General features: G+C 57.5%; 18 protein-coding genes and 1 tRNA gene. 7 read left to right on the forward strand and 12 right to left on the reverse strand.

Features of this window, described 5'->3' with window-relative positions:
• Window positions 1-40: 40 nt before the first annotated feature.
• A complete protein-coding gene (locus CLR77_RS10945) occupies window positions 41-925 on the reverse strand; it encodes an NAD(+) kinase (protein WP_097460993.1) in 885 nt (294 codons plus the stop codon).
• 96 nt (window positions 926-1,021) lie between these two features.
• Between CLR77_RS10945 and CLR77_RS10950 the strand changes: the two genes are divergently transcribed.
• Window positions 1,022-1,942 (forward strand): DUF1853 family protein, encoded by a 921-nt coding sequence (locus CLR77_RS10950; RefSeq protein WP_097460693.1) that lies wholly within the window; start codon window positions 1,022-1,024, stop codon window positions 1,940-1,942.
• 33 nt (window positions 1,943-1,975) lie between these two features.
• Here CLR77_RS10950 and CLR77_RS10955 read toward each other — a convergent pair whose 3' ends face one another.
• Both CLR77_RS10955 and CLR77_RS10960 read right to left on the reverse strand, forming a co-directional pair.
• Window positions 1,976-3,211, reverse strand: coding sequence for a DNA repair protein (locus CLR77_RS10955; protein WP_097460694.1), 1,236 nt, complete (start codon window positions 3,209-3,211; stop codon window positions 1,976-1,978).
• Between the two features lie 179 nt (window positions 3,212-3,390).
• On the reverse strand, window positions 3,391-5,439 hold the full coding sequence (locus CLR77_RS10960; RefSeq protein ID WP_097460695.1) for an FAD-dependent oxidoreductase: 2,049 nt from the start codon (window positions 5,437-5,439) through the stop codon (window positions 3,391-3,393).
• A gap of 148 nt (window positions 5,440-5,587) precedes the next feature.
• On the opposite strand from CLR77_RS10960, the gene CLR77_RS10965 reads away from it, so the two are divergent.
• Complete coding sequence (locus CLR77_RS10965) at window positions 5,588-6,664, forward strand: AraC family transcriptional regulator (protein WP_097460696.1); 1,077 nt, start codon at window positions 5,588-5,590, stop codon at window positions 6,662-6,664.
• 350 nt (window positions 6,665-7,014) lie between these two features.
• On the opposite strand, the gene CLR77_RS10970 is transcribed toward CLR77_RS10965, so the two are convergent.
• Window positions 7,015-7,091 (reverse strand) — tRNA-Asp (locus CLR77_RS10970).
• Between the two features lie 95 nt (window positions 7,092-7,186).
• On the reverse strand, window positions 7,187-8,224 hold the full coding sequence (locus CLR77_RS10975) for an AraC family transcriptional regulator (protein WP_097460697.1): 1,038 nt from the start codon (window positions 8,222-8,224) through the stop codon (window positions 7,187-7,189).
• A 304-nt stretch (window positions 8,225-8,528) separates the two neighbouring features.
• Here CLR77_RS10975 and CLR77_RS10980 point away from each other — a divergent pair, with 304 nt between their 5' ends.
• Window positions 8,529-9,413: a MaoC/PaaZ C-terminal domain-containing protein gene (locus CLR77_RS10980; RefSeq protein WP_097460698.1), complete on the forward strand. Its 885-nt coding sequence runs from the start codon at window positions 8,529-8,531 to the stop codon at window positions 9,411-9,413.
• 268 nt (window positions 9,414-9,681) lie between these two features.
• Here the strand turns inward: CLR77_RS10980 and CLR77_RS10985 are convergent, their stop codons facing one another.
• Both CLR77_RS10985 and fixJ read right to left on the reverse strand, forming a co-directional pair.
• Entirely contained in the window at window positions 9,682-11,235 is a 1,554-nt protein-coding gene (locus tag CLR77_RS10985; protein ID WP_097460994.1) for an ATP-binding response regulator, read from the reverse strand.
• A gap of 47 nt (window positions 11,236-11,282) precedes the next feature.
• Window positions 11,283-11,906 (reverse strand): response regulator FixJ, encoded by a 624-nt coding sequence (gene fixJ / locus CLR77_RS10990; RefSeq protein ID WP_097460699.1) that lies wholly within the window; start codon window positions 11,904-11,906, stop codon window positions 11,283-11,285.
• Between the two features lie 239 nt (window positions 11,907-12,145).
• Here fixJ and amrS point away from each other — a divergent pair, with 239 nt between their 5' ends.
• The gene (gene amrS, locus CLR77_RS10995) at window positions 12,146-13,240 is read left to right on the forward strand and encodes an AmmeMemoRadiSam system radical SAM enzyme (protein ID WP_097460700.1); all 1,095 of its coding nucleotides are present in this window, start codon (window positions 12,146-12,148) and stop codon (window positions 13,238-13,240) included.
• Window positions 13,240-13,845: an alpha-ketoglutarate-dependent dioxygenase AlkB family protein gene (locus CLR77_RS11000; RefSeq protein ID WP_198962740.1), complete on the forward strand. Its 606-nt coding sequence runs from the start codon at window positions 13,240-13,242 to the stop codon at window positions 13,843-13,845. Before amrS ends, CLR77_RS11000 begins: the two co-directional genes overlap by 1 nt.
• Window positions 13,846-13,857: 12 nt before the next feature.
• Here CLR77_RS11000 and CLR77_RS11005 read toward each other — a convergent pair whose 3' ends face one another.
• Window positions 13,858-16,260, reverse strand: a complete 2,403-nt coding sequence (locus CLR77_RS11005) for a Lon protease family protein (RefSeq protein WP_097460701.1) — start codon at window positions 16,258-16,260, stop codon at window positions 13,858-13,860.
• 251 nt (window positions 16,261-16,511) lie between these two features.
• Between CLR77_RS11005 and CLR77_RS20015 the strand changes: the two genes are divergently transcribed.
• A complete protein-coding gene (locus CLR77_RS20015) occupies window positions 16,512-16,793 on the forward strand; it encodes a hypothetical protein (RefSeq protein ID WP_143269405.1) in 282 nt (93 codons plus the stop codon).
• A 304-nt stretch (window positions 16,794-17,097) separates the two neighbouring features.
• Entirely contained in the window at window positions 17,098-17,499 is a 402-nt protein-coding gene (locus tag CLR77_RS11010; protein ID WP_097460702.1) for a PilZ domain-containing protein, read from the forward strand.
• A gap of 73 nt (window positions 17,500-17,572) precedes the next feature.
• On the opposite strand, the gene CLR77_RS11015 is transcribed toward CLR77_RS11010, so the two are convergent.
• The 4 genes from CLR77_RS11015 to CLR77_RS11030 form a co-directional block, all read right to left on the reverse strand.
• On the reverse strand, window positions 17,573-17,752 hold the full coding sequence (locus CLR77_RS11015; protein WP_097460703.1) for a hypothetical protein: 180 nt from the start codon (window positions 17,750-17,752) through the stop codon (window positions 17,573-17,575).
• Window positions 17,753-17,888: 136 nt separating this feature from the next.
• Window positions 17,889-19,124 carry a GGDEF domain-containing protein gene (locus CLR77_RS11020; RefSeq protein WP_097460704.1) on the reverse strand — a complete coding sequence of 412 codons (1,236 nt, stop codon included), beginning with the start codon at window positions 19,122-19,124 and terminating at the stop codon, window positions 17,889-17,891.
• 182 nt (window positions 19,125-19,306) lie between these two features.
• Complete coding sequence (gene recA / locus CLR77_RS11025) at window positions 19,307-20,350, reverse strand: recombinase RecA (protein ID WP_097460705.1); 1,044 nt, start codon at window positions 20,348-20,350, stop codon at window positions 19,307-19,309.
• Between the two features lie 190 nt (window positions 20,351-20,540).
• A complete protein-coding gene (locus tag CLR77_RS11030; protein WP_097460706.1) occupies window positions 20,541-21,041 on the reverse strand; it encodes a CinA family protein in 501 nt (166 codons plus the stop codon).
• Window positions 21,042-21,218: the final 177 nt, after the last annotated feature.

Raw genomic sequence — 21,218 nt, forward strand, 5'->3', positions numbered from 1 at the left:
CATCACTGTCGTGTACCGCTGCCGTAAGGCGGGCATCCTCTCAACTCTCGGAGATTTGACTGGCCCATCCCAGTTTTTCCCGGCAGGTCGCATAGAAATTATGGTTCGTGGGATGAATAAGGCGAATTTTGAACGGTTTCTTGACGATAGTAATGCTGTCTCCAGGCGCACAGGTGATATCGAGCTGGCCATCGCAACTGATACGCGGATAGGTTTCGTTGTCCTCGCCGATGACGATTTTGATCTCACTGTTACCGTCGACCACAATCGGCCGACTGCTCAAGGTATGGGGATACATCGGCACCAGCACGATGGCATCCAGCCGCGGATGCATGATGGGACCGCCCGCCGACAGCGAATAGGCTGTCGACCCTGTCGGCGTCGACACGATCAGGCCATCGGACCTTTGGCTGTAGACGAATTGGCCTTCGACATGCAGATCGAAGCCGATCATCCGCATGGAGCGCCCCGGATGCAGCACGATATCGTTCAGTGCCGTGCCGAAACCGATGGGCTCGCCATTTCGCCGAACGTGGGCATCCAGCAGGAAACGTTGCTCTTCGACATAATCGCCGCGTAGCACGTTAAGTACGCGTTCTTCGAGATCTTCCGGCGTGATATCGGTCAGAAACCCCAAACGACCGCGGTTGACACCGAGAATCGGGACATTGGCCTTGGCCAGCTCACGGGCTGCCGCCAGCAGCGTTCCGTCGCCACCCACCACGATAATCAGATCGCAGATTTCGCCAATCAGCTTGCGGCTCGCCACTTGCAGACCATGGTCGCTCATCAGGGTCGCCGTGCGCTCCTCAATGACAGCGTGATAATCTTCTGCATTGAGCATGGCGATAAGCCGGCGCAGCGTCTCAACGACCCGGACACTGCCCATTCGGCCAATCAGGCCGATATTGTTGAATTGATCCATGCGCTGCCTTACTGCCGCTTTGAATAGGTCCGCGCTCCAGGAGGACGGGACGCTGTCCATCATAGCGAAATCCGTGACGTTACGGAAAACCAATACATGTCGAGAGTAACGGGCGACCTTTTCAGAGATTACTATTGGCAGACCCCCGCCGTCCGACATCTTGCCTGGTTACTGACCAGCCCCTCACTGCTGGCAAACGAATCCCTGGCGGTACAACCCCTTAAGCCGGCCGAGGTCGCCCAGAAGTTGAAGGCCCTCGACAGCCACCCGGAAACGCTACTGAGCCGCCTGGGGGAACGTCAGAGTCACCGCCTCGGCGTCTATTTCGAACAACTCTACCGCTTCGCCCTCGAGCACTTTATGGATTGCGAGGTGGTGTTGCAGAACCAGCAGATTCAGGAAAATCAGCACACTCTGGGCGAGTTGGACTTCATCGTGCGCAGACATCAGGATCAACGTGTCGAGCACCATGAAATCGCCGTGAAATTCTATCTGGGGTATGTGCCGGACTCAGAGGAACCTGACTGGTGGGGCCCAGATAGTCGAGATCGCCTAGGCCGGAAACTTCACCGATTACTCACACATCAGGCCAGACTCTGCGAACAGGCGACAACCAGGACCTTTCTCCAACAACTCGACATCAAGCAGGTTTATCCCCGCATATTCCTACGCGGCTACCTGTTCAACCCTGTGGCCGGCCAACCGGTCCCCGGCCTTCCGCCCGGCACCAGCGAGCAATCCCCCAGAGGCTACTGGTTACGGCAGGCAGAAGCCCAACGCCACCCCTGCCCCAAGGATCGATTGCGCGTGCCACTCCGCAAGCCGGACTGGTTAGGCCCCTTGCAGCTCCCTGGCGACACCCAAGTTTCCGGGGCCTCAGGCGACATCCCAATATCACAGAGAACCGGAGAACGGGCTCATCCCCAACTCTTCGCCGATCTGGAACGGACGGAAAAGGGCTTTTGGCTCGAACGCGAGCGTTTTTTTATCGTTCCCGAAAACTGGCCGGCCCTTTAGGCACCGAGTCTCCCGCAACGACGCAAAATAGCGTTATTCCGCCAAGTGGATATCACAGCGGTCATCCCGCCCGGCGACAAAGTCCGCCGGCACCGCCACCCGGAGAACAGGCGCGCCGCAGGGCTCTCCGTCTTCCAGAAACCGACAGACCGGATGCTCATAATGATCGAGCCACTGACGGTAGGCCGGCTCCGATAGCCCACACTTTTCGGCAGCATAGGCGACAGGATTATCGAAGTAGTCGGAAATCTCGTCATAGGGCAAGGTGATGTGTCCAACACCCGGATGATAGGCAACAACAAACACTTCCTGATTGCGGACACGCGCCATCAGCGAATCGTCATCCGGCTGCCGCTCCTGAAGATCCTGATACTGGCGCTCAAGCGCCGAGACCTGCTCCGCCCGCAAATCGAGTTCTCGCTGCTTGCGCTCCAGCTGTTCCTGCAGCAGGACCGTCTCGGCACTGACCGTTTGCGGAGAAGGCTCCTCGCCGGCTTCTGGCACCATGGCCTGCAGCGACAGGTACTGGGCATTCCGTTCCGCCAGCCGCTGTTTCAGCTGTTCATTGGCGACGCGCAACTGCTCCATTCGCTGCCCGCTTTCCTGAAACTCCCGGCGTAGACTCTGAACTTCGAGTCGATGCTGGCGCTGCAACTCTGCAATCTGATCGCGATGGGCACTTTGCAGCGTCTTGATCCGCAGGCGCTGTTCCCGGATCATCCAAGCCAATTTCTTGCGGTGCTCTGCTTCGGTATCCGGCACCTCGACTCTCTCGCTCTCAGCGGCCGGGGTAAGGACAGGGATTTCCTCCTCGACAACGGCCTCACGCCGCTGAAATCCCAGACGATTAGCCTCTACTGCTTTGCGAATGGCCTGAAAATCATTGCTGCCGGGGGTCATGTCAGGATCCCACAGGTCGCCGGCAACCGCCGGGTCGGGACACTGACTGCGACAGACCAGACGAATGGGGCCGCCCCCCAGGTCGGGGCCTCGCCCACCCTGTTTTCCCAGGGCTTCCACCGGGATATTCCAACTGGGGTCAGCACGCCCCTCTTCATCGAAATAGATACGGAAAAAGACCAGGGACTCAACCGCCAAGGCGGGAGAAATCACCACATAGACGGCTTTGACGTCGGTATCGGTAAGATCGGAGAGGCCGACATAACCATCGAGGAAGGCATCGAATTCTGTCCCCTTCATCTGCCGCAATACCTGCCCGCCGTCCATGAAGTATACGGCGGCATAGTGCGGATCTTGGGCCTGCGGCATGCATTGCTCTCCTGGTAACGCTAAAACGTTTGTTCAGAGTAGCCCAACCAGGGGGAAGGGGTCGAGATGGGAGCTGCGATGCGGGTCAATGACCGCTCGAGTTGTGCACCGACGCACGAAACCGCACCTGAACCTCAGTGCGGTTTCGTCGCCAGTCATGACAGGTTTGGGTCAGTCGCTCAGAGCTCTACGGCAAGGCGGCTGCCCTGATTGATTGCTCTCTTCGCATCCAGTTCTGCGGCGACATCGGCACCACCGATCAAATGCACTTTCTCTCCAGCGGCCTCCAGCGCCGACTGCAGCTCTCGCAACGGTTCCTGGCCCGCACAGAGAATGATCGAATCCACCGGCAGCAGCTTGTCCTCGCCGGCAACGGTGACATGCAAGCCGGCATCGTCGATATAGCGGTACTCGACACCCGGAATCATTTTCACGCCACGCAGCTTAAGCGAGGTGCGGTGAATCCAGCCTGTGGTCTTGCCCAACCCCTTACCGACCTTGCTGGCTTTCCGCTGCAACAGGAACACTTCGCGCGCCGGAGCCGGATGCTCTGCTTCCACCCCCTGGATGCCGCCGCGATGAGCGACGCTCAGGTCCACCCCCCATTCCCGCATGAACTGTTCAGGACTCAGGCTCGCGGACTCACCATTTTGGGTGATGAATTCAGCCACATCGAAACCGATACCGCCCGCTCCGACAACAGCAACCTTCTGCCCCACTTCCCGACGCCCCAGCAGAGCATCCAGATAACTCATGACCTTGGGATGCTCGATGCCCGGGATGCCCGGTACACGTGGCGAGATGCCGGTCGCCAGGATAATGTCGTCGTATCCCGCACCCACCAGGTCCTCCGCCGCGACACGGGTGTTGAGCCTGAGTTCGACACCGTGCTTATCGATCATGCGGCGGAAATAGCGCAGCGTTTCGTGGAATTCTTCCTTACCGGGAATGCGCTTGGCCACGTTGAACTGTCCGCCCACCTCCGGTGCGGAGTCGAACAGGGTTACCTGATGGCCCCTTTCCGCCGCCACCGTGGCGCAGGCCAGTCCCGCCGGCCCGGCACCAATCACCGCAACGCGCTTGACCTGACGAGTAGGGATATAAGCTAGCTCGGTTTCATGACATGCTCGCGGATTCACCAGGCAGGAGGTGAGCTTGCCGCTAAAGGTGTGATCCAGACAGGCCTGATTACAGCCGATACAGGTATTGATCTCGTCTGCCCGATCGTCTTGCGCCTTGACCACAAAGTCTGCGTCCGCCAGGAAGGGGCGCGCCATGGACACCATATCGGCATCGCCTTCGGCCAGCACCTTCTCGGCCACATCCGGCATGTTGATGCGGTTCGTGGTCACCAGAGGAATGGATACAACGCCCTTGAGGTGGCCGGTCACCTTGGTGAAAGCCGCCCGAGGCACCATCGTCGCGATGGTCGGTACCCGAGCCTCATGCCAGCCGATACCGGTATTGATGATGGTTGCGCCCGCCTTCTCGATTTCCTTGGCCAGTTGCACAACCTCATCCCAGGTGCTGCCGTCTTCGATCAGGTCCAGCATGGACAAGCGGTAGATGATGATGAAATCGGTACCGACCCGCTCACGCACACGGCGGACGATTTCCAGCGGCAGACGAATCCGGTTTTCATAACTGCCCCCCCAACGATCGGTACGCTTGTTGGTATGGCTGACGATGAACTGGTTAATGAAATACCCTTCGGACCCCATAATCTCAACGCCGTCGTAACCGGCCCGCTGAGCCAGCCCAGCACAACGCACATAGGCTTCGATTTGTTCTTCCACGCCTTCGTCGGATAATTCGTTAGGCACAAAGGGGTTGATCGGCGCCTGAATAGCCGACGGGGCAACCAGCTTCGGATGATAGGCATAACGCCCGGCGTGCAGGATCTGCATACAGATCTTTCCGCCGGCCTCATGAACGGCCTGAGTGACGGGCTTATGCTTGTCCGACTCTTCCTCCGTTTCCATTTTTGCGGCGCCGGGCCCGACGGAACCTTCACGATTGGGACCGATACCACCGGTAACGATCAGGCCAACCCCGCCACGGGCCCGTTCAGCATAAAACGCGGCCATACGTTCGAAACCATTGGGCGACTCTTCCAGCCCCGTATGCATGGACCCCATCAGAGTCCGGTTGCGCAGGGTCGTGAAACCCAGGTCCAGCGGTTGCAACAAATGGGGGTAGCGCATCTCGCCCGGCGTCTTGGTCGCCATAACTACGTCTCCTCGTGATTTAAAAGGGGCCCGAGCCATACGTTAGATAACAGCATTGGGCGGATGAAGATAAAGTAGAGGGGTTGCGACGACAGCTCAATCTCCTAAAATAACATTCAATTATCTTTAGATAACATGTCGGACAATTATGACCGAGACCCAACGCCCGCCGCTTCGTGCCACATCGCCGCGCCGCAACCGTCTCGGCGACATCGATGTCTGTTACCTGACAGTGATGGCGCGCGCTATCAAGCGCCACAAACAATCACCGACGCCACTGTTCGAGCAGTTCCAGATCAGCGAAGCCCTGCTGTCCACACCTGACGCCCGCATCAGCATTCCCCGCTTCATGCGCCTGGGTCAGGCGGCAGCAATGCAGACCGGCTCCCCCACCCTGGGGTTGGATATGGGCGCAGAGACACGCATCAGCGACCTCGGTTTGGCCGGATTGGCCGCCATGAGCGCGCCGACCCTGGGTGATGCGCTCTCGACGCTAATCCGCTACACCACGCTCACCAGCCGCAACAGCCGGGGCCATCCATCCTATGTGGCGGGGAACCAGGCGGTACGGGCCGAGTTCTACTCCATCCGTCCCTACAATGATTTCAATTATTTTGTCGTGGATTCCATACTCGCCGGCTGGACCCAGTTCCTGCGCGAGCTGGGAGGCTCCTCGGACCTGCTACGGGAAGTACTGATCGAATATCCAGAGCGCGGACAACAGGAACCCTTCGAGACCTATTTCGGGTGTCCCGTTCATTTTGGGGCCAGTGCCAATGCCCTGATCCTGTCCTCCCGCAAGCTACAGGCACCCACAACCACGGCGCAGCCTGCATTGCACCGAAAACTACTCGACCTCTGCGATGCCCAGCGACAGCGCCTGGAAAGCGGTTGGACTCTCGCCGATCACGTCAAGGAACAATTGGCCCCCAGGCTGCGGGGTGAGCCACCAAGCCTGCAGCAGGTGGCCGAGGCAATGGGCATGGCATCCTGGACACTGCGACGCCGGCTGGCTGAGCAGTCCGTGACCTTTCGGGAGCTGCTGGATCAAACTCGCAGCGAACTCGCACTCGATTACGTGCGCGATACGGACCTTAGCTTTGCGGAAATAGCCTGGCTATTGGGATTTTCCGGGCCGGCCGCTTTTCACCGTGCCTTCAGACGTTGGCGTGCCGTGAATCCTGGAGATTTCAGGCGAGGCTCACGCAGCAATATGCCGCATTAATTCGTTACAGGGAAAATCAAAGGGGGAGGGAGCAACATCCGGTCTAGGTCATTCGTCACCGAGGACGAAGCCAGACCGTCAGTAGAGAGGACTAAAAGCAGCTCTTACATTTCCATCGCGTCGTCAACGCTATCATCATCGTCGAAATCGTCGCAGCAGTATTCCAGGATTTCTTCTTCGTAGTCAGTCATGTTTTCTTCCTTTGGCTTGTCATCCTATTTGGACTTCAGGATAGAACAATACCCAGGAATTTTGTCAATAAAAAGACAAACTCATGACACTTTCATGACCGAAATCAGATAAAAGGACGCTAAGACTTTCAAGATAATAAAAATAAAGGGGGGGGGAGATGGCGGAGCGGACGGGACTCGAACCCGCGACCCCCGGCGTGACAGGCCGGTATTCTAACCAGCTGAACTACCGCTCCGCATCTTGTCGAACACAACTCTCGATCGACGGGGCGCATTATATAGGGGCCCCCGCTGAAGTCAACGCTTTTTCCAACAAAGTCGAAAGAATGCCTTAACCACCTTCGGCCGCTGTCGCTTTCGAAGACAATTGTGCGGTACGACGGTACTCAATCGGTGTCATGCCGGACCAACGCTTGAAAGCCCGATAGAAGGTGCTGGGCTCCGAAAATCCCGTGAGGTAAACGATCTCATCGATGGACTCACCCGTCGTCGCCAACAGCTTTCGCGCCAGCCGATATCGGAAGTCCGCCAGCACCTGATTGAAGCTGGTATCGGCTTCCGACAGCCGGGTCCGCAAAGTCCTCGCCTTGATATCCAGCCGCTCCGCCACGCTGTCGAGCGTCACCTCTCCCGAATCCAGCAACTCTGCGATAACCTTTTCGACCTTGCCGACGACATCCTGCTTCTCAAGACGCGCCACCTGCTCCAGGGCAAACTGCTCGTGCAAAGCCAGCAGTTCCGGCTCGAAGTGCGGCGACGGATAGGACAGGACCTCCGCTGAGAAATAGAGACGACTTTCATCGTGCCCAAAGGTCACCGGACACCCCATGACCCGCTCTACCTCCCGTTGCCCGCGGTCGCGTTCATGCTCGAATTCGATACGCGAACAGAGAAAACGCTCATCTGTCACTGAACGAAAAAATGCAACCAGCCCTTGCACCAGGCACTCATTAAAGTGACGTAAGCGTCGGGTTTCGTCCGTGGCCGAATCGATGATCAGGTAACAAGTGTCACCTTCCTGGACGAAATCAGAGTTGGAGGCATCGCTCAGCAGACGCTGATAGTTGAGAGCCCGGCGCAGCCCCTCACCGAAAGTGGGGCTACTGAGGAACAGGTATTCCAGAACCTGCCCTTTATAGGTGGGCAGGTGCTCGCCAAGATGAAGCCCGATGTCCGGATCGCCGCTCATGTCCTCGACGACCTGCCAGAAGAATATCTGGGCGCTATGCGGCGTTCTCAAATGCGTCGTATTGAGATAGCTCTCATCCACACCCAACCGCCGAAATACCTCATCGGTGTTGATACCCACCGATTTCATCGCCTGGTAAATCAGGCGGATCATGACACCCGCGTCGCGTAGTTCCTGCATAGTTCTCTTCTTATTAGGGTCTATTGATACTCGCCGAGCACGCCGAGCCGACGCCATTGACCGTACCGCCCGATGACCCGGAAGCACAAGTCAATGTGGGTCCGCAACCGTTTTGCAACACTGAATGCGCTGGCAAATCCTGCGACATCCCGCCATAGTAAATGGACGGAAACATCGCTCCGGATGCGGTCATAATGCCTTTCGAAGCCTGTAAATCTACGCGTAGAACAGCTATGGCCCTTTACCGTTGCCACACCCAAAAGATAGTCCAAATCCGTGCAACGAATAGATCGGAATCATCGCGATGACAGCCACCGCCCGCTACATTCACCATCCGCCCGCACTCTGGTCCTTGTACGGACGTGCCATTATTCCAAAAGGAACCACGTCCGGCAAAGCCCCCGAGGCGATCCCCGCGTTGACGGCAGAACTGCTCGGCGTTCGCACCAATGGAGAACGGCTTCATCGTTACCGCAAATTATGCGGATTCGCCAATCACAGCTGGGTACCGGTGACCTGGCCACATCTATTGGCCTTCCCTCTGCACATGCGCCTGCTGACCGACGAAGGCTTTCCGTTGCCATTACTCGGGTTGGTGCATCTTCGCAACCGGATTGTGCAACAGCGACCGATCAAGGAGGGAGAGTGCCTGGATATCCTTTGTCGCCTGGCTAATAGCAACAAGACCGACAAGGGGCTGGAATTCGATATCGTCACAGAGGCACTCAGTGCCGGACAGGTTGTCTGGACTGAACATAGCACGACCCTTTTCCGACAGCCATCGAACAGTGCCGCTTCAGCAAAATCGGCCGACAGGAAACCGGAACTGGCCCGCTATTCGCACAAACTGCACCTGGAAGCGCCATCCGATACCGGCCGGCGCTACGGCAAGCTTTCCGGAGATCTCAATCCGATTCACCTGTATGCGCTTACCGCCAGGGCTTTCGGCTTTCGAAGGGCTATCGCCCACGGTATGTGGAGCAAGGCCTCCTGCATCGCTTTGCTGGAACGGCAGACGCAATGGCCCGGCGGCGCTATCGATGTGCAGACGGCCTTCAAGAAGCCATTATTCCTGCCCGGCAACGCCTTGCTTAACTGGCGGGAAGATAAACATGCCTGGCCGTTCCAATTGCTGAACGCAAAAGGCGATACACCGCACCTGACCGGCCATGTCGAGTTTCTGGACTAAAATTCTGGCGATACCGGTAGCTGGAGTGCCGCACCGACGCAGCCTCGCAACGGCGGCGGTGCTGCTCCTGCTCACAGGGTGTAGCTGTGCCCCGTTTCAGGCACAGCAAAACCAGCGACTGCAACAGGAAGTGCAGGCGCTGAAAACAGAAAACCAGAGTTTACGGCAGGCGTTGCTGCGGGAACGCCGGGAATCATTGAGAAGGCAGTTGGACGAACGACGCAGCACACCCACACCTCCCCTCCAGCCGTAAATACGGCGTGAAGTCTCAGGTCTCAGCGGGTGCAACGGGCAAGGTAAAGAAGAATTCCGTACCGCCACTCTCCTGGCGTACGAATCCGATTTCTCCGCCCTGTGACTGTACCAGACTGCGGCACAACGCCAATCCGATCCCCATACCGTCCTGCTTGGTCGAGAAGAACGGCAGAAACAGTTTCTCCTCGGCATCCGGCGGCAACCCGCAACCGTGATCCCGGACGGCGATGCGAACCATCCCCTTTTCGTCCAGGCGGGCCCGGACATCGACCGCGTCGGTGGAACCGCAGGACCGGGTGGCTTCAAGAGCATTACGTATCAGGTTCAAGGTAACCTGTTGAATCTGTATGGGATCGGCATAGACATCGGGAACGTGTTCATCCACGGCGACGTCGATCGCAATGTCGTTGTTACGGGCGTCGACTTCCGCAAACTCCCGAGTCTCCTCCAGCAGGTGGCGTACGCCGACAAACTCCTTTCCGGAAGCCGGCTTGCGCACAAAGCCCCGAATACGACGGATAACCTCGCTGGCGCGATGGCTTTGGGCTTCGATCTTGCAGAGGGTTTCTTCCAGCAACGCGTGATCGACAGGATCCGCCGCCGCCAGGCGCAGGGCGACGCGAACATAGTTGGTAATTGCGGTGAGCGGCTGATTGACCTCATGGGCAAAGCCCGCCGCCATCTCGCCCATGGTCGACAGACGCGATGCGTGTGCCATCTGCTCCCGCTGTTCCTGAACCAGGCGCCGGGCAGCCTCCAGCTCCGACTCCCTGGCCAGTTCAGCGGTGATATCCCGGAACACCACGACGGCGCCAAGGATTTCATGTCCGTCACGTTTTGGGGTCGCCCGGTATTCTGCCGGAAACAGAGAACCGTCAGGGCGACGCATCATGACATTACGCTGATGCTCCGCAACCCCCTGCTCGCAGGTCGCCAGTACAGGCAGGCTGCTAACGTCTGACCAATCACACGGAGAGCTGAAATGCAGCTTGCAGAAATTCTGCCCGATCAGTTCCTCTACCGTACTGTGGTTCATTGCCGCGGCAGAAGGGTTGGCAAAAATGATGACGCCAGTGGAGTCCAGGCCGTAGATGCCTTCGCTGATGGCATTGAGAATGCGGGACTGATCATTCTCCAACTGACGGTTGCGGGCCTGTAGCTGTCGCTCGAGCTGAATCACCTTAACGTGGGTTTCGACCCGGGCAATGACTTCCTGGGCCTGGAAGGGTTTGGCCACATAGTCCACGCCACCGAGTGCGAAACCCTTGACCTTGGCGTCGACATCATCGAGCGCCGAAAGGAACACTACGGCAGCGTCCGCCGTTTCCGGGTTGGCCTTAAGCTGACGACACACCATAAAACCGTCCATGCCGGGCATCATGATATCCAGCAGAATCAGTTCCGGGCGATTGCGCTGCGCCAACGCCAGTGCCTTCTCACCGTCATTGGCAATCAACAGCCTGTAGCCGCGATCCTTGAGGGTTTCATACAACACCTTCAGGTTTTGGGCGTTGTCGTCCACAAGGAGAACTGTCGGTTCTGTGTGAATACTGGCGTCTGCAGTCATGAGGTACATCTGGTGTGGGTCACCTCAACAGTGTGCGACTTGCGACGTCATGCGTCGATAAGGTCCTTTACGGACAGGACCATGCGCACCAGATGTGCCAGCGAGTGGGTGCCCATCTTGTGCATAACCCGGGAACGGTGAATCTCCACCGTACGCTGACTGATATCCAGCTCGATGGCGATAACCTTATTGGCCTGGCCAGCGATCATGCGATCCATGATTTCGCGCTCGCGGGGGGTCAGGCTTTGCACCCGCCGAACGATGTCCTGCTTTTGCTGCAGGGAATGGCGTTGCTCGGCATCCTGCTTCAAGGCCGACTGGATCTTATCCAGCAACTCTTCCTCCCTGTAGGGCTTCTGGATGAAGTCCACGGCGCCATGCTTCATCGCTTCGACCGCCATCGGGACATCGCCATGGCCGGTGACAAAGATGATCGGCAACAGGGAGTGCTGTTCATTGAGCGCCTTTTGAAGCTCCATGCCATCCATGCCCGGCATCCGGATATCCAGCACCAGACAGCCCGACATATCCTCGTTCCAGGCGGAAAGGAAAGCATTGGCATTGCTGTAGGTCGCCACGTTGAGGCCGGCGGACCGCAACATCAATGCCAGAGAATCCCTGACCGCTTCGTCATCCTCTACCACGTATACCGTCTGATTCGTATCGCTCATGACGCTCCCATTGCCTGTTGGAGTTCGAAAATGCCAGTTGGGATCCGAAAAATCACACCGGAAAGCGCTGAGAGAGAAGCGCGCCCTCCCGGACTTTGCAACCCTGGCGCAGATTGTTGTATCCCTGTTTCCCTGAGATAATAGCGGTTGAGTCGGGGGGGAGAAAGTCAATCCGCACGCTGCCCTCTGACAGAAGTCAGTTTCACGGCGGCAAAACCCCGCCAAGGCAGGTCGCAACCATGGCAAAGGACCAGCCTCCCGAACAGGTCCCAACCCGTTACTGGCACAGGCTCGATGACGGCCGAATTCAATGTGACCTTTGCCCTCGTTACTGTCGCTTGCACGAGGGACAACGGGGATTGTGCTTTGTGCGCGCCCGGGCTGACGATGCTATCGTGCTGACCACTTGGGGCCGTTCGTCGGGCTTTTGCATCGACCCTATCGAAAAGAAACCCCTCAATCACTTCCTGCCGGGCACAGCCGTGCTGTCCTTCGGAACCGCTGGCTGCAATCTCGCCTGCAAGTTCTGCCAGAATTGGGACATGAGTAAATCACGGGAGTTCGATACGCTGGCCGACACTGCCTGGCCAGAAGATATTGCCCGGACTGCCGAGCGACTCGGCTGCCGCAGCGTCGCCTTTACCTATAACGACCCGGCCATTTTTATGGAGTATGCCATCGACGTCGCAGACGCCTGTCGCGACACAGGCGTGAAAGCCGTCGCTGTCACGGCGGGTTACCTCTGCGATGCGCCCCGCCAGGAATTTTTCAGCCACATCGACGCCGCCAATGTCGACTTGAAAGCCTTTAACGAAGACTTCTACAGGAAAATCTGCGGGGCCCAGCTTGATGCCGTGCTGGAGACACTCCTCTACCTGAAACATGAAACCCAGGTCTGGCTCGAGATCACGACGTTACTGATTCCTGGCGAAAATGACAGCGACAGGGAATTGCATGAACTCACCGGCTGGATTCGGGAAAATCTGGGGCCGGAGATCCCGCTTCACTTCACCGCATTTCATCCGGACTGGAAGATGCGCAATCACCCCCATACACCGGTCGCGACATTGCACCGGGCGCGACAGATCGCCTTGAGCCAGGGTCTGCACTTTGTCTACACCGGCAACGTCCACGACCGGGTAGGCAACAGCACCTGGTGCCATCATTGCGGCGAACTGCTGATCGAACGCGACTGGTATCAACTGGGAACCTGGAATCTCGACGAGAGGGGATGCTGCAGCCATTGCGGAACCCGTCTGCCGGGGGTCATCGAGACGGCACCCGGCAGATGGGGAAGTCGCCGCGTACCGGTACGCATCGGACGGAGCCTGTAGTGAGTTTTGAGATGATCCCTGTGGGCCGGTATCAAACCCGCCTTTACCTGAACGTTCTCAGCGATGAGAGCGTCAGCGCACTCTGGCAGGAACTTATCGACACCCTGCCCTGGCGCCAGGAGCACATTCGCCTTTTCGGCCGCGAGCGAGCCATCCCTCGATTACAGTGCTGGATCGGAGATGTCCAAGCCGTTTACCGCTATTCAGGCCTGACCCTTCAGCCGGAGCCCTGGCCTCCTCACCTCGCCACACTGAAACAGCGTCTCGAGCAGAAAACACGACAGAGCTTCAACAGCGTCCTATGCAACCTTTACCGCGACGGCCAGGACAGCATGGGATGGCATAGCGATGACGAAGCAGAACTGGGGCCGGCCCCCGTAGTCGCATCCTTTACCCTGGGCGCAACCCGCCGTTTCCAGTTTCGCGACCGTCACAATCGCCATGACCGCATCAGCCTTGACCTCCCCCACAACAGCTTGCTGCTCATGCCGGCAGGTCTCCAGTCCGAATGGCAGCATCAGGTTCCGAAAACCCGCAGGCCGACCGGGGAGCGTATAAACCTTACCTTCCGTTACGTCTACCCCCTGGCCGCCGCAAACGAATGACCCGCCGAGATCCTAGGCACCTTCGCTCTTTCGCTCCAACTGGGCTTCATGCCGCTCGTGCTCTCGAAGGCCCTCAAGCCGCTTCTGAATAATGCCAAAGAGGGTTCCCCGCGGATAACGCCCCTGTCGATTCGGTTGACCCGCAGGCTTACCGGTCAGCAACTCCACGGCTTCCTGTACGGTGCGGACGGAATAGACCGAGAACTGCCCCGACTTGACCGCGTCGAGCACATCCTTGTCCAGCATCAGATTCTGCACGTTGGTCGCCGGGATTACGGCACCCTGCGTACCGGTTAACCCCTGAATGCTACAGGTCTCGAAAAAACCTTCGATTTTTTCGTTGACGCCACCCACCGGCTGAACCTGACCAAACTGATTGATAGAACCGGTAACCGCCAGATCCTGACGAATCGGAACCTTGGCCAGGGACGACAGCAGGACACAAAGTTCAGCAAGAGACGCACTATCGCCGTCCACCTCTCCGTAGGATTGCTCGAACGTAAGACTGGCCGACAAGTGCATCGGATCGGTATGGCCGAAATGTGAAGCCAGGAAGGACGACAGAATCATCACGCCTTTGGAATGAATGGTGCCACCGAGCTTAACGTCCCGCTCGATGTCGATGACATCACCATCGCCATAGTGGCAAGTCGCTGTGACCCGCGCCGGCATGCCGAACTCGAATCCGCCGGTCGACAAAACCGACAATGCATTGATCTGTCCGACAACCGCCCCGTGGGTCGAGAGCATGGTGCTGCCGTCCCGGATACTGGCGTAATACTGGTCCCGAATGCGACTGCTACGGTAACGTGCGCTCGACAACGCCTGCTCGACGTGGGGTCTATGGATCATGTTGGCACCACTCTGCCGCGCCCAGTAATCCGACTCCCGCAGCAAGTTCGCCACGTCAGCGGCATGCAGTGAAAGACGGTCCTGATGTTCCGCCATGCGAGAACTGTATTCGATCGTGCGCGCCACGGCCTGACGATCCAGGTGCAGCAACTCCTTTTCGACCACCAGACTGGCCAGGAACTTGGCATACATGTGCTGGCTTTCAGGGGTCCGGTACATTTCATTTTCGAAATCGGCCGTCACCCGGAACAGTTCACTGAATTCCGGGTCGTAATTCTGCAGCAACAGCCAGGTTTCCCGGTCCCCAAACAGGATCAACTTGACCTGCAACGGAATCGCCTCAGGTTCCAGGGAAATGGTCCCTGACAATGTCAGCTCCCGCTCCAGTGAGTTGATCTGCATGGTCCGGGAACGCAGGGCCCGTTTCAGCCCATCCCAGACAAACGGCTGCTCCAGCACCTTGATGGCGTCCATCAACAGGTAGCCGCCGTTGGCCTTGTGCAGGCTACCGGGACGGATCAGCGAGAAGTCGGTAAACACCGTGCCCTTATAGGTAACGTTTTCAACGTAACCGAACAGGTTGTGATAGGTGGGGTTATCTTCCACCACCACAGGGACTTCCTCTTCTTTCTTGCGGTGCACCAATAGGTTTACCTGGTAGCGACGCGGCATCTTGCGGTCCAGCGCCGCGTAGGCGAAGGCCGCTTGCTCATCGCTATCTTCCAGAAAGATATCCAGGTTTTCGGTAATATCGGCACGAACGCCTTTGAGATAATCGACCACCGGCGTATGCGCACGGTACTTCTTTTGTAACGCATCGATCAGGTTGCCTGATACGCTCTCGACCGTTTCCTGATTCAGTAATTGGAACTTGTCTGTATATTCCTGTTCCCAATCACCCACTTTGCGCAACACGCGACGCAACTTCTTCTCAAGCCTATTGATCACGTCCTCGAACTGTTTGCGCTCTTCTTCGGTCAACTCGGCAAATGTTTCTGCGGTATGGGGCTGATCGCCATGCATCGCCACGAGGCGATAGCCTCCCGGCGTCGACATGGTCAGGCTGACATTTTTCCGCTTGGCCTGCTTTGCAACACGTTCCAGCTCGTCTTCCTGCAGCTTGCTGTATTCGTTTTTCAGGCTTTCCGCCCGCTCAAGGAAAGTGTCGCTATCGAACGCCTGGGGAATCGCTTTCACCAAACGGGACATCAGCTTTTCCATGTCCTGCTTGAGCGTATAGCCAAGACCCGGCGGTAATTGCAGCACACGGGGCGAACGCGGCTCATCGAAATTGGCAACATAACACCAGTCAGCGGGAGGCTGCCGGTCTTCCGCATGCCGATTGAGATAGCGCAACATCATGGTTCGCTTGCCGAGACCGTTGCGGCCGACAGCGTAGATGTTGTACCCGCCGTGCGGCATGGCCATGGCAAAACGCACGGCCTCCTGGGCCCGGTTCTGGCCCACGATTTCTTCCAGCGGTTCCAGGTTCCGCGTACTTGTGAATTCGAACTCTTTGAGTTTGCAGGCTTTATACAGCTTCGAGATGGCAAGGGGCTTCAATGTTGCGTCCTGTTCGACCGCGATGGGCTATGAATAAGGCCTGACCCCGCACTTACCAGCGGCGCCCGACGTCTTCCAAGAAAGGTATCGCGACATTGTAATCACTTGGGGTGCATCTGTCGCCCGCCGCAACTGTTCAAGTTTTAACCAAACATGCCGATAATGATATGTAGAGAAGAGGGCCTAAGGGCGACAAGACCCTGGCAACCAGGCGAGCAGAACTATCGAACCTTTTGAGGCGATATACATCCATGGAAATTACGCGCAACACCCCTAATCCACCAGCACCACCCGTTGCGGAGAGTCAACGTGGAAAACGCATCGGCAACGCGAGCGAAGCGCCTGCCACAGATAACACTACTGTCCGAGAGCGGCGCCGACGACCCGACCGCCGGGAGAAGCAGGCTTCCCTGACGCAGCAGGACCGGAGGAAACGCCGTGATCGCCGTAAGCCGGATATCCTGGACCCCGCCACCGGACAGCCAGAAAGTCTGGCAGAACGCCGCGGCATTAATTTCGACGTCAGCGTCTGAGGACAAGGCGTTCAGTCAAAAAGGTCGACGGATAGCGGTCAGCGTGACCCCAGGCGGTTCCGGTCTGTGGCCTACGTCACATTCGGGAATGTGTTCATTTTTCAAGCATTCCGCAGAGAGATACACTGCGAGACCGGATGTCCGTCTGTACGGGCAACCGACTCACATCGTCTCTGTCCACCAGGAAGACCGGACAGACAGCGGGACGATACAGTGAAGGGGCGCGATTAGACGTACCGGTGCACCGGTGCCGTGTGTCCGCGGGCTTTGCCGGAAACTGGAACAGGATGAGAAGCACACCGCTATGAGTGAGGAGTTGGCAATTCAGGAAAGCGACCGCCGCATAAAGACCCGTTTCTCAGCGCCTTGTCTCGATATCAAAGTGCGACGCAGGGGTTGGTTGGGCGTAAATGGGCAGGCCCTCAACGTTTCCTGCCTCGACATCAATCGTTATGGCGTAGCGGTACTTTCGCCGGTTCCCCTCGGTAGCGGAACGCGCCTGTCACTCGACTTCAACGGGCAATATATCACTCAGTCTTCGGTGGGGGGCCGCGTGATGAGCGAGTATCCTTACCGCACCGGCTACCGCATCGGCATCCAGTTCGCCTATTGCATGGACAGGCGTGTTTATTCCCGTGCTATCGACAACGCGCTGTCCCGCATTGAAGCGCTGTACCGCAACCGACAGAAAAAAACCTCGCTGTAATCCGTCACATTCCTCACCACAAATCGAGGAATGCCTCCAGCGGGCCCTTTCCTATGGACCCGCTTCATACTTCCTACAAGCTATCACCTCGGTGATCTTCCGAAGGCGGATCGTTTTTATCCGGCGGTGCCACGTAAAAACGCTTCTGATCCACTTCCTTGACCTCGGGATCACTGATCGCGCCCCGGCGACGCCCACGCGCCAACCAAATTGCTACGACAATGACAACGAGGGCAACAATTACCCATTTCATCCAGCTTCTCCTCTTAAGCGCTATAAGGACTTATAACTCGGAGTTCCGGGAGGGACAAGCATCCAGATCAATTATCGGCAGGGTAGTGAAAAGTGGATGTTGGTGCTTATTACGGCAACGGCCCCGAATTCCTCGATCAGGCCGATTCCACTCGATTACGTCCTTTACGTTTGGCCTTATACAGCGCCTTATCCGCGGCCTTGATGACAGCCGCCAGATCACGAAAGCGATCATTCCGGGCCGCCAGCCCCATACTCAGGGTTACCTTCAACTCCTTTCCCTTCACTGGGCGGCCACGTTGCTTACGACCGGATTTCGCAGCTGGCCGGTCGCCGCCGCGAAGAGTAAATCGGGCATCTTCAATAACCTGACGCAGACGTTCCAGCTCATCGGCAACCCTGCCGACATCATTCGCCGCAAAGACCAACGTGAACTCCTCTCCCCCGTAGCGAAAGGCTCGACCGCCAGCTCGCACGCCTTTCAACTTGCCTGCAACCATACGCAACACCTGGTCGCCGACATCGTGACCATAGGTATCGTTAAACTGCTTGAAGTGATCGATATCCGCCATCGCCAACATATAGTTGCGACCCAGAGAACCGCCATACTCTTCCAGTGCACGACGACCAGGCAGCCCGGTCAAGGCATCCAGGTAGGCCAGTCTATAGGCCTCCTGCACAACAGTCAGGCACGCCAACAATGCAGCAACCGACCAATAGGGTGCCAAATAAGGCCCCTCACCCCGATGTAGAGCGATAAAGCCCAGCGTCAGTACCAGAGGCACCCAGCCGTCACTGAGATGCGCGCGCAACCAGCCGGTCATGACGACACCCAGGGCCAACGCCAGGTAAATCAGTTCTGGGACGGAAAGGGATGCGGCTCCCGGCAGTCTGAATACCTGACGCTCCAGCCCGTACAGAGCATGCCGAACCTGCGGCAACATCCCTTGCGCCAGAGCGCCCCAAAGCGCTGCGGTAACGCCAAGCAATAGCCAGAACCCCGTTGCCCGCACCGTAAAGACACCCCGCCCGCCCAGTGAGGAGATGACGAGCAAAAGCAAAGGAAAAACCAGCAATAACGCCTGATTAGCAGTTTCTCGCAGCAGATGCCCTCCAGTGGGGCCGCCACCGACAGAGATCAACCAGATCATCACTGTGAGCAGAAGGAAAAAGGAAAAGCGACTCTGATGAAAACGTAACGAGAGAAGCCAGGAAAGCGGCCAGAGCACCAGAGGGCTCCAACGAAGCGACGTCGTCAAAGCGGGAATGCCCAGATCCAACAACCGGTCAGCCAACCAACCGAGCGACAGCCCTATAGGAAGAGCCCAAAAGGCCAGCAGAAAACGGGATGGGATGGGAAGCCTGCCGACCATCGCTAAACAGAATTTTCCGGGTCAACAGGGATTGGTAACGACATCATCGGGACGGTCAGAGCCGTCCCTGAACACTCGTCACACAACAAATGGTGATGCCTGGAAGACATAAACCCCAGAATAGGGACACGATTAGATGCGGCAAGCCGAGCCAAACGAAACGTCTCGTGCCGCATCCAGCTTCACTCTGTGTCCGCTGCTTCCAGCGCAGCTGCTTGTGCATCCTTCTTGGACACCACCTTAGGCATCAACTTGTCGCGTACGGCCAACTCAATTTCCTGCGCCAATTCCATATTGTCTTCGAGGAACTTACAGGCATTGGCCTTACCCTGACCGATCTTGTCACCCTTATAGCTGTACCAGGCACCCGACTTCTCGACAAATCCATTCCCGACGCCCAGATCCAGCACTTCCGCCATCCGGTAGATACCCTTACCGTACATGATCTGGAATTCGGCCTGCCTGAAGGGAGGGGCCACTTTGTTCTTGACGACTTTCACACGGGTTTCGTTACCGACAACTTCGTCACCTTCCTTGACGGCACCGGTGCGACGAATGTCGAGACGGACCGAAGCATAGAACTTAAGCGCATTACCGCCGGTCGTGGTTTCCGGGTTGCCGAACATCACGCCGATCTTCATCCGGATCTGGTTGATAAAGACCATCAGGCAGTTGGCCTGCTTGACGCTGGCCGTCAGCTTACGCAGCGCCTGGGACATCAGGCGTGCCTGTAACCCGACATGGGAATCCCCCATTTCACCTTCAATTTCCGCTTTCGGCGTCAAGGCAGCCACCGAGTCAACGACGATGACATCGACGGCGCCGGACCGGACCAGCATATCGGCGATTTCCAACGCCTGTTCACCGGTATCCGGCTGGGACACGAGCAGTTCATCAACATTTACGCCCAGTTTTTCCGCGTAGATAGGGTCAAGCGCGTGCTCCGCATCGACGAAGGCACAGGTCTTTCCCTGCTTCTGGGCTTCGGCAATCACCTGCAGGGTCAGCGTCGTCTTACCGGAGCTTTCAGGACCATAGATTTCGACAATCCGGCCATACGGCAAACCACCAATCCCCAGAGCAATATCCAGTCCCAAAGAGCCCGTGGATACGGCCGGAATCGCCTCGCGGGGCTGATCCCCCATTTTCATTACCGCACCTTTGCCGAACTGCCGCTCGATCTGCGAAAGCGCTGCGCCCAAAGCCTTCTTTCTATTATCGTCCATCGGTACCTGACCTCATCATGCTATCGGTTCGTCCACCATTTCAAAGCGACTGGATACAAAAGACTGCGGCACAGTCGCCTGAACTGGCGAATCAGATAAACTGTATATTTGAACAGTATTATTTCACAAGAAATGTCTGCTGGCAAAAACTCACGGAAAAGATTTTCCGAGAGTGTCGACGCCGCAGAACCTAAGGCTCGAGATAACCCCGCACGCCCTGCAACGCATACAGCACGGCCTGGCGGCGAACCTGATCCCGGTCGCCCCTGAATTGCTCGCAAACAGCTTCGGTCTCGCGCCCCAGGCGCCCCCAGGAAAACCAGACGGTACCCACGGGCTTGTCTGGCGTGCCGCCGCCAGGTCCGGCGATACCGCTTATGGCGAGCGCGACCTGCGCGCCCGTAGACGCCAGGGCGCCGGCGACCATCTCCCGCACGACCGGCTCACTCACCGCACCATGCCGCTCGAGGGAAACTTCGGTCACCCCCAGCAGGTGGATCTTGGCCGAATTGGAATACGTCACCAATCCGCACTCCACCCATTCCGAACTCCCGGCAACATCCGTCAACGCCTTGGCAACCCAGCCGCCGGTACAGGATTCAGCCGTGGCAATATGCAATGACTGAGACAGTAACGTCACACCCAGTGCCGCTGCAGCATCACGTAATACAGTATCCGTAATCGAAGCCATGAATTTCCTTTACACCGTTGAAAGCACATCACTGCACAGCCTCGCCTGAGAATAATGAAAAGTAAAGGGACTGTCTGCGTCATCGGTGGCGACACCTGCGATCCCCATATGATGACAGGCTCTGTGCCGATGAGATTGGATATCAGGGGTCACTTCGACATTGGCGATTGCCTCACT

The sequence above is a fragment of the Mangrovitalea sediminis genome, assembly GCF_002514725.1.
GTDB lineage: Bacteria > Pseudomonadota > Gammaproteobacteria > Pseudomonadales > Oleiphilaceae > Mangrovitalea > Mangrovitalea sediminis.

Bases quoted from the DNA above. Each gene is read 5' to 3' on its own strand.
- CLR77_RS10980 (WP_097460698.1), top strand. From the start codon at position 8,529: ATGACAGCCACCGCCCGCTACATTCACCATCCGCCCGCACTCTGGTCC.
- CLR77_RS10955 (WP_097460694.1), bottom strand. From the start codon at position 3,211: ATGCCGCAGGCCCAAGATCCGCACTATGCCGCCGTATACTTCATGGAC.
- CLR77_RS11020 (WP_097460704.1), bottom strand. From the start codon at position 19,124: ATGGTCGGCAGGCTTCCCATCCCATCCCGTTTTCTGCTGGCCTTTTGG.
- CLR77_RS11030 (WP_097460706.1), bottom strand. From the start codon at position 21,041: ATGGCTTCGATTACGGATACTGTATTACGTGATGCTGCAGCGGCACTG.
- fixJ (WP_097460699.1), bottom strand. From the start codon at position 11,906: ATGAGCGATACGAATCAGACGGTATACGTGGTAGAGGATGACGAAGCG.
- CLR77_RS20015 (WP_143269405.1), top strand. From the start codon at position 16,512: ATGGAAATTACGCGCAACACCCCTAATCCACCAGCACCACCCGTTGCG.
- CLR77_RS11015 (WP_097460703.1), bottom strand. From the start codon at position 17,752: ATGAAATGGGTAATTGTTGCCCTCGTTGTCATTGTCGTAGCAATTTGG.
- CLR77_RS10960 (WP_097460695.1), bottom strand. From the start codon at position 5,439: ATGGCGACCAAGACGCCGGGCGAGATGCGCTACCCCCATTTGTTGCAA.
- CLR77_RS10965 (WP_097460696.1), top strand. From the start codon at position 5,588: ATGACCGAGACCCAACGCCCGCCGCTTCGTGCCACATCGCCGCGCCGC.
- amrS (WP_097460700.1), top strand. From the start codon at position 12,146: ATGGCAAAGGACCAGCCTCCCGAACAGGTCCCAACCCGTTACTGGCAC.
- CLR77_RS11010 (WP_097460702.1), top strand. From the start codon at position 17,098: ATGAGTGAGGAGTTGGCAATTCAGGAAAGCGACCGCCGCATAAAGACC.
- CLR77_RS10945 (WP_097460993.1), bottom strand. From the start codon at position 925: ATGGATCAATTCAACAATATCGGCCTGATTGGCCGAATGGGCAGTGTC.
- CLR77_RS10975 (WP_097460697.1), bottom strand. From the start codon at position 8,224: ATGCAGGAACTACGCGACGCGGGTGTCATGATCCGCCTGATTTACCAG.
- CLR77_RS10950 (WP_097460693.1), top strand. From the start codon at position 1,022: ATGTCGAGAGTAACGGGCGACCTTTTCAGAGATTACTATTGGCAGACC.
- recA (WP_097460705.1), bottom strand. From the start codon at position 20,350: ATGGACGATAATAGAAAGAAGGCTTTGGGCGCAGCGCTTTCGCAGATC.
- CLR77_RS10985 (WP_097460994.1), bottom strand. From the start codon at position 11,235: ATGACTGCAGACGCCAGTATTCACACAGAACCGACAGTTCTCCTTGTG.